The sequence below is a fragment of the Chryseobacterium sp. BGARF1 genome (assembly GCF_001677955.1).
In the GTDB taxonomy this organism is placed as follows: domain Bacteria; phylum Bacteroidota; class Bacteroidia; order Flavobacteriales; family Weeksellaceae; genus Chryseobacterium.
The window spans coordinates 1-13,483 of sequence record NZ_LELA01000073.1 but is presented as its reverse complement, the minus strand read 5'-3'; the positions used below and the strand labels follow the sequence as shown (position 1 = coordinate 13,483).

Here is a 13,483-nt window from a genome sequence, read left to right as displayed (position 1 = left end):
CTTTTAAAACCAAAGCCATTCAACTAAGCAATGAGCAAACTAATATCTCGGAGCTCGCACGTAAACAGGGAATATAAGAAGCTAATAATTAAACTTTAATTACGGTTTCCCATAAAAATTTCTATCAATGTTGATTTAGATTTGTACTAATAATAATTAAAAAATTATCACCATGGCTTGGTCATATAGAAAAAGAATTAAAATTGTCCCAGGTGTACATCTAAATTTCAGCAAAAGAGGTATCTCAACAAGCATTGGAGTAAAGGGAGCTAGTGTAAATTTCAGTTCTTCAGGCACTAGATTAAACACGAACGTTCTGGGTTTTTCAAATTCATATCAAATTTCAGGATCTTCATCATCGCGATCTCCACAACCTCAAAGTCAACCGCTTTTTGTTCCTGATTATCATCGAAATCTTTCTGATAATATTTTCAGTGCAGATGTACACGAAATTACCTCGCAGGGTATGTCAGGAATTAAAGAATCTATTTTGGTAGCACAACGGCAAAAAATTGAGTTAGAGAGAGATTTAAAGAAAATAAAAAAAGCTCTATCGTTTTCTAAAACAAAAAAAATCGCTAGCTATATATTGATTTACGGCTTTATAAATAAAAAGGTTGTTCAAACAATCAATCAAGATATTAATGCTCAAAAAGAGGCCATCATTGAAACAAAAATTGTTATTGACAATTCTGCAATTAATATTGATGTACAATTTGATGATCCAACAAAAAGAAAGTACGAACGTTTTTATAATGCATTTAAAAACTTAAGTACATCACATCGCATTTGGGACATTACAGGTGCGCATTTTCAAAATCGTGTAGCAGCAAGATCTAATGCCAGCACATTGGTAAACAGAAGAGAAACTAAGATAGGTTTAAAATCTCTTTCCATTATAAAATCTAACTATGAAGCACTATATTTCCAAAACATAAATGGAGCAGATCTTTACTTCTACCCGACTTTTGTAATAATGTATACCAATAATCAAAAATTTGCAATCATTGGACTCGATGAACTCAACCTGATGACTACTTCTGTCAGCTTCACCGAAACATCTTCGGTTCCAAGAGACTCTAAAGTTATCAGAAAAACATGGGCAAAGGTTAATAAAAATGGCACACCCGATAAGAGGTTTAAAAATAATTATCAGATACCTGTAGTTCAATACGGCAGAATACATTTATCGACATCCACAGGCGTGAATGAAGAATATCAAATAAGCAATTTTGAATTTACCAAAGAGTTCGGTGATGCATTTCAGGAATATAAAAATTTATGTCGGGTAATTGATAGGATGAATTAAAAAAACTTTTGGGATTTTATAACTCTAATTATTAGGTACATTCACTTTGTAGTTTTAAATATTTTGACATAAAATCCCAAATTTGAAAAAATGGTCTTAGCCTATATTAAATGATAAGCATTATAAAATCCCAACTAGAGTTGGGATTTTTTTGTTTCTGGTATTGGATTAAGCGCTTCTCTTCTTATTTCCTAAAAAATGTAATCTGACATTTTTTTTACATTTTTTTCTGCACTAAAAAGTTTCTGAATGACAATTCCAAGAAAAACGTTCTCGAAATCAGGATCATCTCCTGTTTGTTCTTTCAGCCTATCCATATTAATATACAGTTTGATGTCTATTTCTGATAAGAGTATCCTCCGATCAAGAACATGAGTTATATTTTTATTACTAATTATCAGTACTAATGTATTTTTGTAATATTTCCTGAAGATCTACTTTTTTGAAAGGTTTTGGAAGGAAATCAGCCATTCCCGATTCTAGACATTTTTCTCTTTCACCTTTTACATTACCTGCCGTCACACCAATGATAGGAACTTTATCATAACCTGAAAGCATCCTAATTTGTTGTGTTGCTTCGATACCATTCATTACCGGCATCTGCACATCCATCAGTATAATGGAAAAATATTTTTTCTGACATGCTTCTAATGCCTGCATTCCATTGACTGCTTCCGTTAAAACCGCATTGGGAGCAATTGACTCCATCACTCTTTTATTGAGAACCATATTGATGGGATTATCATCAACCAGTAGAATTTCCAATCCCTGAGAGATTGAATACGAATCCTTTTCAGACTGCACTGGCGTTAAGTCAACTACGCTACGGTGAACTGCTTTACGTAAGGTTTTAAATAAATCGTTTGATTTTACCGGTTTTAAAAGCAGATATGAATTGTCTTTATCGCGAATGGTCGTAATAATCTCTTTTTCTTCCGAAGAAGAAGAAAGTATAATAAATGGAGTTATTTCTTTCCTCTCTTTGAAAAGTTCTCTTATTTTCTCAATTGTTTCTACACCAGACATCAGGGGCATATGGTAATCCATCAGTATCACATCAAACCGTTCGCCTTTCATCAAAATATCCAGGGCTTCCATTCCGTTAGCAGCCAGTGTGGATCTGATATTTTTGTGAGCAAGCATATGCTCAAGGATGATCCTGTTCGTTTCATTATCATCGACCACCAACGCCCTCTCAATAGCAACCTCCATCTCATCGTCTGGTTCAGACATCAAATAAGGAATTTCTATATCGAAGAAAAAAGTAGACCCTTTTTCAGGTTCACTGATTAAAGAGAGATTCGTGCCCATGTAACCAAGGATATTGTTCGATATCGTAAGCCCCAGACCAGTACCTCCATATCGTTTACTAATGGAACTGTTTTCCTGAGTAAATGCATCGAAAATGTATTTTTGTTTATCCGCTGGAATTCCTATTCCAGTATCTCTGACGGAGAAGCGTAAGACGATATTTTTCTGATCCATTTGCAACTTTTCCACTTTCAGCTCTATTTCGCCTATTACTGTAAATTTTACAGCATTCCCCAGCAGATTGGTCAAAATCTGTTTTAAACGTGCTTCATCAATAAAAAGCATAGCTGGAAGACCCTGCTCCACGTTAAGAAGAAGCTCAATATTTTTCTTCTGAGACTGGTAAAGAATAACATTAATAACCTGATCCAACATCTCATTCAGGTTGCTTTCTTCGATCAAAAGTTCCATTTTGCCTGATTCAATCTTAGAAAAATCGAGAATATCATTGATGATATGAAGCAAATTTTCTCCCGAATCATTGATATATTTTAGGTATTGTTCCTGCGTTTCATTGAGAGGAGTTCCCAGGAGAAGGTCTGAGAATCCAATGACTCCATTCAATGGCGTCCTGATTTCATGGCTCATATTAGCGAGAAATTCAGATTTTGCCCTGCTGGCCATGTCAGCTGCCTCTTTCGCATTTTTAAGCTCTTCATTTACCCTCACCTCATCACTGATATTCTGTATTGATATAATGACCCCTCCTACCTGATTTTCATCTAAATACCATGGTCCAACTTTGAGATTATAATGTTGAATATCTTTCCTGCCTTTCATTTCCAATATAAAATCTTTATTCACATAGGTAATTCCTGATAATGCATTCTGATAAATATCCATTCCGTTTTCTTGAATCTTAGGATAGGCAGTAGAAAAGAGGGTATGCCCGATCAAATCTATATCATGTATTCCAAATTCCTGCTTCCAGCTACTGCTTACAGCAATATAATTAAGGTCTTTATCAAGCATGGCCAAAGGAACAGGAACATCTTTAACAAACGACTGCATCATCGCTTCCTTCTTTGTAATTTCCAGTAACATCTTTTTGTAAGAATCAATATCCTGAATGATTCCAAAAATTCTCTGGCAGACATCTTCTTCAAATTCGGGAATCCCCTTCAACCTAACCCATACAGTAATACCATCACTGCGTAAAAGCTGAAGCTCCTCATCAAAGCCCGTTCCTTCTTTTACCGCCCTGTCGAACAAGTATCTAACTCTTTCCTCATTTTTTCCCTCGAAAAATCCGATGGCATTTTCAAAATTTGGTCGGAAATTGCTATTTACTTTGTGAATTTCTCTTGTAGTCTGAGACCAAAACAGCTCACCAGATTTCATATTAACTTCCCATCCACCTACCTGTGCGACCTCACTAGTATCCTCAAGCAACTGCTTTGCATAAGACAAATCCTTTTCCAACTCATCCCGACGTTTAATGTCAGATCTCATTTGTACGTAAATGAAAGCGGTCACACTAATGGCTGCTGTAGCGGAAAAAACAATGAATAATACAGACCACATAGAAGACCTATTCAAATCTGTATTGGTAATGGCTAGCTTAACTTCCTCATTCTTTACAAAATCCTGAACCAAGCTGCGACAGGTATCCATCCCTGCCTTATTCTGTAAAAGTTCCTGTGGAGTAATTAAATTTCCTTTCCTATGTTTCTCTATGAGCAAAACAAGTTCTTCCATCATAGCATCTGATGTATGCAACAAATTTTGAAGTATGTTTGTCTGATTTTTTTCTGTAATATTAAGTTTATCGGCTTTAGAGACAAGCAATTTATATTTAAGTTTACTTGTATTAAAAGGTTCAAGAAAACTTTCCTGAGTGGTAAGCTGGTATCCCCGGTGGCCAGTCTCCGCATCCAGAAGAGAATTTAAGATATCTTTTACAAAAATTATAGATTCCTTGCTTCTCATAAAGCTCTCCCGGTTTTTCATCTGTTTCTGAATGCTGACATAAGATGCTATTGAACTTGTGATAAGCAACATCAGTGAAAGTATAATTCCTATTTGAAAATTTCTAATGATTTTTGTGGGCATGAGTGGATTATTATAAACTGTAAACTAAAAAAAACGAATTTTATCGTATTGAGTATTTTCAGCAAATATAACTGTTTTTTAAAATTATCACTCCTGGTTCTTAAATATATCATAGGATATCATCAAAAATAATCGTCTATGATAAAAAATCTTTTATCTGATGAATCAACATTATTTTCATTCAAACCTTGAAGCAGTAAATTTGTATCTTGCTTTAATTGGTTGCGGGATAAAAAAGTATATAAACTGGCAGAGAATGAGTATTGTTGTATTAAATTACCAAACAATAGAAGAATTTAACAATCAAAACAAAATTTACCAAAATGCTGCTTAACTAATACTGGAATTTTTATTTGCATATCCAGTTTAATATTACAATACAATTTATCAAATATTTTTTCAATTTTTCAGCGGTATTAAGAAGAATAACTTTGCCTTATAATAAGCTATTCTTAATAATTTTTATGGCAAATAAATGAATATTCAATAAACCTTCCTACAAAATTTTATTATAAAGTTCAATGGAATGACAGATGAATCAATGTAGTGAAATCTCTAATTTTAGCTGCATGAATATTTTGCACTAAAAGTTGATTTTAAAAATTAATTAATGCTTATTTTAGTCAAATCATTATATCTTACTATAAAAAATTAAAAATTTGACATACCGATTTTTATATACTTTTTTTCTCATTATCTGTTCGCTTTTTGCGCAAGCTCAGACTGCTTTGGACAGATTACAAAAAGAATACAACAATGCATCAAACAAAACAACTGAGCAGCTCAGGTTAGCGCCAAGATATGCCAACGCTTTATTTTTAAACAACGAAAAAGCGAGATCTTATCAAATTTTAGAAATCAATATTCCTATTGCAACAAAGCAAAACGATGGAAAATTTGCTGCCATATTGTATGCCGTACAAGCCATAAACTACCGTCTTGATAACAAAAATATCGAGGCGTCAAAAAGTCTTTCATTGGCAAAAAAATATAGTTTGAAAACGAATGATAACGAATCCAAAGGCTATCTAAACTATGCAGAAGGTTGGATATCGATTCGCAACAACAAAACGACTCAAGCCGTAGCCGCTTTTTTGAAAGCAATCGATTATTACGAAAATTCGCCCACCACCTCTACACTTTACTTAAGATTTGCTAATGTAGTAAAAGAGCTGGCTGCTATTTATGCTAATATGAGCGAGTATCAATTGGAAGAAAAATATAGTAAGCAGTTTCTTTTGTTGGCATCCAAACAAAATGACCCTAATGTGACCTTCGACGCATACATGAGGATGGGCTACATGTACGAGCAAAAATATGTGCAAAATAATTCAGATATTCCGCTGAGAAATAAAGTAGAGCAATATTATTTACAGGCGATTTTAACCTTTAATAAGAATAAAGAGGCAATCATAAACAAAAGTAATCTTTCTTATGCCGCAATCAATTTAGCCAATCTCTACACAGGTTTTAACCCCGATAAGGCAAAAAAATATGCCGAGCTCGCCAATGCTGTAAGTCTGGAAATGGGTAATGCCATCCATATAGCATCTTCATTCGGAATTCTGGCAGAGCTTGCTTTGCAAAAGAAGCAATATGATGTTGCCAAATCCTATTTATTAAAGGCATCTATGGAAATCGGAAAAAGCACTGTCAAAGACCAGAATATAGAGCTGTCGATTCTGGAATCTCTATCTCAAATCAGCGAAGATCAGGGTAACTATGAGGAATCTCTGGTCTATTACAAAAGCTATCTGGATAAGTATAAAAGTGTGTATGACCAGGAAAAACTGAATATTACAAAAAGACTTGAATCACAATTTGAAAATGAAAGGCAGCAACAAAAATACATCAAACTGCAACTGGAAAGCGATAAAAAAGCACAGCAAATCAGATTGATGGATATTTTGCGAAAACAACGTGAGCAGATTTATAGCAACTTGAAATTGGTCGAAGAAAACCAGCGTGAGCGATTGAAGTTTTCCGAACTGCAATCAGAAAAGAAAGAGCAACAACTTCGATTGTCAAAATTAGAAACGCAGCAAAAAAATAAGAATATCGATAGCTTCAAAAAGCTTTTGACCTATAAAGAAAAGCTGAACTCCTACTATATTACTTTTATTTTCATTTCAATTATCCTGATTGTTTTATTGCTTTATGTGTACAAGCATCGTGCAAGATCAATGAAGCAGCGGGATAAACTACATACACTGGCGATAGAAAAAGAAAAACAAAATTCTAAAATAAATACACTTACAGCATTGCTGGAAGGGCAAGAGCAAGAGCGGACTCGCTTAGCTCGTGATTTGCATGACGGTTTGGGTGGTTTGCTTAGCGGAACAAAACTTCAGCTCTCTCATATCAATCTATATCAGGGCGAAATGATTGAGGAAGGAATTTTAAAATCCATCAATCAGATCGATAGTGCCGTAGAAGAGCTCAGACGTATTGCTCATAACTTGATGCCCGATTTATTAACCAAATATAGTTTAGCTGTAACCGTTAAAGAGTTTGCGAACCGAATGTCCAACGCTACATTGAATATCCATACAGAGTTTATCAATTATAACAATTCTTTATCTCAGGAAAAGCAATTATTAATCTACAGAATTATTCAGGAACTGGTAAACAATGCTATAAAACATGCCGATGCTTCCGAAATCATTATCCAGCTAAGTGAGGAAGAAAATCTTTTAAATCTTACTGTAGAAGACAATGGCAAAGGTTTTGACCATCATAATTTAAATACAAAAAAAACGGCTGGTTTTTATAATATCGAATCGAGAATTCAATTTTTAAAAGGAACGATGAGCATCAGATCCGAGCTGAATATCGGCACCAGCGTAGAACTTCAAATACCCGTCTATTAAACATGATAAAAGTAGCTATTACAGACGACCATCCATTACTATTGGAAGGGCTCAGGAATATTTTGGAAAATAATGAAAGAATAGAAATAGTAGGTTGTTTCAAGAATGTTTCTGAGACGAATATTGGTCTTAGAAAACAATTGGTTGATATATTGTTGCTTGACATCAATTTGGCAGAGACCAATACCATCGAACTTATAAAGCCTTTAAAGAAAAAGTATAATCATCTTCAAATCATTATGCTGAGTGTTCATAATGAATTACCTGTTATCAACAGCACATTGGCAGAAGGTGCTTCTGGCTATATTCAGAAAAATGCGTCGGTCTCAGAAATTATCGAAGGTATTGTGGCAGTCTATTCTGGAAAAACATTTTCATGCAGGCAGACCAAAGCTGCTTTTGAGAAAAAATCATCCGAAGGTTTACATCAGGTACCGAAATTGACTCGAAGAGAAAAAGAAGTTTTAGTAGAGGCAGGAAATGGTTTAACGACCAACCTGATTGCAGAAAAGTTATTTATCAGTCCGCACACGGTAGAAAGTCATCGAAAAAATCTCATCGAAAAATTTCAAACCTCCAATCTAAGCTCCGCCATCAAATTGGCCATTGAGTATGGATTGATCATGGGGCATTGAAAGGAGTTACATCATCAAATCAAAAATCCTACTTTATAATAAAGCAGGATTTTTTTTGAATATAATTAAGTATTTGTGTTTCGATTAATCTTTGAACATCAGTTCGGCATCAAAAAGATTTTTCTTGGATATTACTTTGTAATCATCATTGTAAACTGGCATATACATCAGTATAAAAATAGATGCATTGCCCTCGATATTTTTAAAATCAACAGCTTCTGCTGCCATCACATCATATAGTTGTTTGATAGTACGAGTAGCAATCCATTTATTGAGTGCTCCTTTGGGGTCTCTGTCAAACCTGTGGTCGTTTTTATCTATGTAATACCAGTAGGATGGCGAATGATCCATAACCAACAACTCTTTTTCTTTGTTGTATAGTTCTTCTGCCATTCCTGTGTTTTCAAACCAAGACAGTTCTTTGTTTGAGAAATCTACAGCTTCTTCATACAGTCCTCCATCGGTCGTTACGCCTAATGAAAAGCCTTCCAAATTTGTTGCTTCAAATTCAAACTGAAAAGGCGCTTTTTTCAGTTGATAAATATTTTCTTTTCGCTCGACTATTTTTCCATCTTGCCTGATAACCACTTTTAATGATTGTGCAAATGTGATGATGCTCAGCAAGGAAAAAAAGACCGATAAACTGATTTTTTTCATTTTTTGAATCTTTAAATAATTTCGTCAAAGCTACCACACTTTTGCCCTGTAAACACTGGCTGATTCCAGTGGTTTTTTCTCATTTTTTATGGCAACATCATAGCATTTGGAACAAATAATTAAAAAATGTTGGATCTCAGCTGAATCTTGATGTAAGAAGGTTTTTGTTTTTTACCATTTGCCGGTGCTGAGTTTGTGGGATACACTTCTGCATACAGCGTATCATGATTTATCCAAAAGGCTTTTCGCTCATCTCCAAACTTGAAACCTGTGAAGTTGACATACAATTGATTTATCTGCTTTTTAGATTCAGGCAGATATTGAGCTACCAAAAGATCTGAGCCCACATCATTATTATTGCTGACAGAAGAAACCCTGTTAATCGAGGGAACAATGTGAGGATAACCGGAAGTTAATAGATCCATCGAAAACCCTTCTTTAGGATTATAAAAAACATAATAAGAATTGTTGGCATCTATACTTTCTTCCCTGAAGATTTCTAAACCCAAAAAGTTGGAATGTCCGATATATCGGTAAGACAGCAGCCCATCTTCAGTTTCCAGATTTTCATACTGCTGGATTTTTTGCTCTTGTCCGTTTTCGCTAGATATCCAATTGTTACCTTTCAGTTTCACATCCGGATTTTTCGTGAAAACCTCGTCTATTTTTGATGGGAAAGCAGCTTGATATTCATCTGACCCTACTTCTTCCACAGTTCCATATTTAGCAAAAGATTTATCCTTAAAATCAGGCTTGTCCATATACGTACTGCTTCTGATCTCATAGAGATCTACACCCTTTAAAGTCAAATCAAAGGAAGCTGTAAACTCAGATTTCAAAACAAAAGCTTCAATGCTGTTCGAAATATTATTTTCTATGCTGTAATGTATCGAGTAAAAGTCATCAAACTCCTCAAAACCATAATAATTATCGAGCTTGCCATAAGGTATTTTCATAAAAGCAGCATCTTTGTTGGGAGCTACAAAAAACCGTACAGAATCCAATTTTGTAAATAGTTGAAACGGCACATCCTGTACATTATCAACTCCTTTTATTTTTTTGAAATCGGCGAATGTTGCCAGTTTTTTTTTAATCTGCTTTTCGGTTTGGGCGATTTCTGCTTTTTTACCATCTGGATGACAACTTATAAAAACAGCCAGTGAAACAGTCATCAAAATTCGGTTGCAATTTATCATTCGTCTACTATTGTGGTTAAACATTATCTTAGAACGAAGGTATTTGTATTGAAATTAATGACAAAAAAAACAATTAGATATATGAGAAAATTGGCTGAAAACAGGGATATTCTGAAAGTATTATTTTAAATAATTTTACAAAAGATAAATTTTTAGTATATGAAGATTCAAATCATCAGTCTTGCCCTTATATTAAGCTTATTTGCTTCTTGTTCCAAAGCAGACAAAAAAATAACAGTGCAAGAAAATCAAATAGTAAAAACAGACTTAAAAAAAGCAGATGCAAAAATAAACGAGGAAAAAAATATAGAGATCAGGGAAGATATAAAAGCCTTGGTTCCAATTGATTTGCTTGATGTTAAAAGTCCGAGCGGCTATGATAAATATGGTATAGAATTTTCAGGTAATTGCTACTCGTGCGATTTGGCTAATTTATCTATCACAAAAGATAAAATAATATGGACCAATGTTTGCGATGAAAAAGACACATTTGAGATACATAATTTTACATTATCTATTGAATTAAACAAATCTGTCATAAAAACCGAAGAACGTACATTCACCTTGACAAAAATAGACAAATCACCTGTCTATGAACTGGTTATAGAAGGGAATAAACTTAATTTAAAAAACAAAAGGATATCAAAATACTTTACCACAAAACAAGCCCTTCCTCTTTTTAAAGAGCATGATTGTGGCGATTTTGATGGCTAAGAAAAGAAATAGTAACTGTATCTAAATTATTCTTTTTTTAGAAGGAAGTGAAATTCGTCTTGAATACTGAATTCAGGTTCGTTGTATTTTGTGGCACTTCCCTGCATTTCTTTTCCTTCAGCGAAATTTAAAAACCACTGATCATAATAGTCAAAGCTGGAAAAGTTAAAGTGAAAAACTACCGATATCCTAATACTTTAAGCTCTATTTTATTGCAAAATGATAAAAATCCGCAAAAAAAAATAATTCTTTGCGGATTTTTATCTAAAGAATTTATTTCTTTATTACCTTCTCTGTAATTGCAGCCTTCTCTGTTTTTACTTTCACATAATAAACTCCTGATACAAGAGAGCTCATATTCACCTGAGCGGTGTTACCTCTTAGGCTTCCTCTTTGAACGGTCTGTCCTGTTGAAGAGTATACTTCAAAACTCTGCAGTGCACTTTTACTTTTAATGTTAAGAACATCACTTACAGGATTTGGATAGAATTTTAGTTCAGCTTCTGCTGCGGTCTCTTCTACCGATAGGCCTGTACAGGTTGCTGAAGTGGCTAGTTTAGTAAAAAAGAAATCTGTTTTATTGCTTCCTGCTGCATTGCTTATGGTTGCAACATTATCACTAGAAGAAATAAAGAGCTGTTGGTTGATAAAACCACCAAGCATAATATTATTATCACTATCTACAGCGATAGCAGTAAAGTGATCTTCCTGTCCATAGCTTCCCTGTACTTCATAAGTACCGTTAACGACTCCTGTATCTTTATTAAATCTTACAACAAGCGGATCAGTCCTGTCATTGGCCGGTCTTACCATTGGAAATGTTCCCCAAACTTCTTGAATACTTCCTTTAGCGAATAATACCTCACTTCCCTTCAATGCAATAGGCATTCTCGCATTGACTATAAATGCATCTGAACTGCCATCTGAAAGAGAAACAGGATTTGTACACCAAATAACATTTCCTAAATTGTTCAATTTCATAGCAAAGCTAATTTGCCCTGTTAAAGGCGTAGTAAAAGAGTAATTGCCAAAACTTGAAAGATTAGGTGTATTATTACCTTTAAAAAATCTTCCTGAAATATAAATATCGTTAGTAACAATATCTTTTTTTAATCCAAAAATATAATCACCTGCCGAATTTGGAGTTCCATTATTAATTTCCTTTCTCCATATTTCTGTAAAGTTTGTAGAATTAAAAGAAAAAACAAATGCATTTTGACTGATTGGAACGTTGTTGTAAGACAATGTTCTATTACCTCCTCCCGGTAAATTTCTTGATCCGGCAAGATAATAAAGGCTGCTGGATTCATCATACATAAAGTTCAAGTATCCTGCTAAAAATGTGGTAGACCCGGTGATAGGCAATAATGCAGGCGTACCAACGACATTTCCTGCAGTATCATATTTCACAAGATAATATTGATAATTAGTATAGCTGTTAAAAGAACCCGGCACTGTAATGAGTCCTCCTAAATGGGTTCCGCTCCAAAATCCTAGAATCAGATGTAAATTTCCCTGAGAGTCAATAACAGGGGGGCTCATATCCATATCCGCATTAAAGGCAGTTACATCCCCCTGAAAATCACGTCTCCAAACTAAATTCCCATCAGAGGTATTGTACTTTAAAAGATAACCTGTTCTTAATCCTGCCTGCGGCTGAAAGGGATCGTTGGTAATCGTTGGTGCTATATTATTATCTCCAAATCGAGGCGGTAAGCTCCCACTTCCCGGAGTTGCATTGTTAGGAATATTTATTGACATATAGATTCCCCCGGAATTATCCAATGTTAATTTTTGACTGAGTCCGGTGTTTGTACTCGAACCGATAGTTCTGGTCCATCGAACATTTCCCAGGCAGTCAGTAGAAAAAATTAAAAGATCTTTTCCACCATAATTAGTAACTGATTGTCCATTTAATAAGGGGGTATCATCATAGATTGATGTCAGATAATAACTGTTGTTTTGATTGTCAACAACAATATCCAAGATATGCTCATCATCGATTTGGTTAAAGCCAATATTACTGCTTCCATTAATAGCACCCCCTGTCTTAGCCCATTGCCATTGATAATTTTGAGCTTGACAACACATAGAAAGTCCTATCATTGCCAATAAATAAAAGTTCTTTTTCATAAAAAAAATTAATTTGGTTCACTAAATATAGATATTTAATAGTAGATTTTTATTCAATAATTATTCTTTTAAATATTTGTAATTCGTTCGTATAATTCTGATATTCTTTAAACTTTCATCTATTATAAAAGACAGACAACCCCAGTCTGGGGTTGTCTGAAAATTAAAAATAAGATTATTTTTTCAGCAATTTACCCTGTAAAGAATCTGCTGTAGCACTTATAGAAACAAGATACATACCTTGTAACCATTGACTGACATTCAACTTAGTCTCAACTTTTGAGCCCTTCAATTTTTCCTGATGGCGAAGGCGTCCTCCCTGATCATCAATGTAAAGATTTGTTGCTTCAACTTTTGCATTTCCTGTATCGTAAGAAATTCTTACTTCATCTTTTTCAGGGTTGGGAATCATTTTAAGTTCGCTTTCTGTTTGTACATAAGCTGGTGTTGACTTGCTGTAAACACCGTCATCAAAAACAATTTTAACTATCATCTTACATCCGTTAACATTTGCGGTATGGATATGCAAACAAAAATTCCAGTATAAGTTAAGCTACATTTTGATAAATTTTGTTTTGATTGTTAAATTCTTCTATTGTTTGGTAA

The 13,483-nt window shown here is 34.2% G+C and carries 9 protein-coding genes; 4 read left to right on the top strand and 5 right to left on the bottom strand.

Annotated features, from left to right (window positions below):
- The first annotated feature begins 172 nt into the window (after positions 1-172).
- Entirely contained in the window at positions 173-1,309 is a 1,137-nt protein-coding gene (locus AB671_RS13685) for a DUF4236 domain-containing protein (protein ID WP_066677914.1), read from the top strand.
- Positions 1,310-1,699: 390 nt separating this feature from the next.
- Here the strand turns inward: AB671_RS13685 and AB671_RS13680 are convergent, their stop codons facing one another.
- Positions 1,700-4,672: a response regulator gene (locus tag AB671_RS13680; RefSeq protein ID WP_066677917.1), complete on the bottom strand. Its 2,973-nt coding sequence runs from the start codon at positions 4,670-4,672 to the stop codon at positions 1,700-1,702.
- Positions 4,673-5,331: 659 nt separating this feature from the next.
- Here AB671_RS13680 and AB671_RS13675 point away from each other — a divergent pair.
- Together AB671_RS13675 and AB671_RS13670 are read left to right on the top strand one after the other, a co-directional pair.
- The gene (locus AB671_RS13675; RefSeq protein WP_082987315.1) at positions 5,332-7,542 is read left to right on the top strand and encodes a sensor histidine kinase; all 2,211 of its coding nucleotides are present in this window, start codon (positions 5,332-5,334) and stop codon (positions 7,540-7,542) included.
- A gap of 2 nt (positions 7,543-7,544) precedes the next feature.
- Complete coding sequence (locus AB671_RS13670; protein ID WP_066677919.1) at positions 7,545-8,177, top strand: response regulator; 633 nt, start codon at positions 7,545-7,547, stop codon at positions 8,175-8,177.
- 84 nt (positions 8,178-8,261) lie between these two features.
- On the opposite strand, the gene AB671_RS13665 is transcribed toward AB671_RS13670, so the two are convergent.
- The gene (locus AB671_RS13665; protein ID WP_066677920.1) at positions 8,262-8,834 is read right to left on the bottom strand and encodes a hypothetical protein; all 573 of its coding nucleotides are present in this window, start codon (positions 8,832-8,834) and stop codon (positions 8,262-8,264) included.
- A gap of 119 nt (positions 8,835-8,953) precedes the next feature.
- Entirely contained in the window at positions 8,954-10,006 is a 1,053-nt protein-coding gene (locus AB671_RS13660; protein WP_228390927.1) for a resolvase, read from the bottom strand.
- A 183-nt stretch (positions 10,007-10,189) separates the two neighbouring features.
- Between AB671_RS13660 and AB671_RS13655 the strand changes: the two genes are divergently transcribed.
- Complete coding sequence (locus AB671_RS13655) at positions 10,190-10,744, top strand: hypothetical protein (RefSeq protein WP_066677924.1); 555 nt, start codon at positions 10,190-10,192, stop codon at positions 10,742-10,744.
- 273 nt (positions 10,745-11,017) lie between these two features.
- Here AB671_RS13655 and AB671_RS13650 read toward each other — a convergent pair whose 3' ends face one another.
- The gene (locus AB671_RS13650) at positions 11,018-12,877 is read right to left on the bottom strand and encodes a T9SS type A sorting domain-containing protein (protein ID WP_066677926.1); all 1,860 of its coding nucleotides are present in this window, start codon (positions 12,875-12,877) and stop codon (positions 11,018-11,020) included.
- 175 nt (positions 12,878-13,052) lie between these two features.
- The gene (locus tag AB671_RS13645; RefSeq protein ID WP_066677928.1) at positions 13,053-13,370 is read right to left on the bottom strand and encodes a T9SS type A sorting domain-containing protein; all 318 of its coding nucleotides are present in this window, start codon (positions 13,368-13,370) and stop codon (positions 13,053-13,055) included.
- Positions 13,371-13,483: the final 113 nt, after the last annotated feature.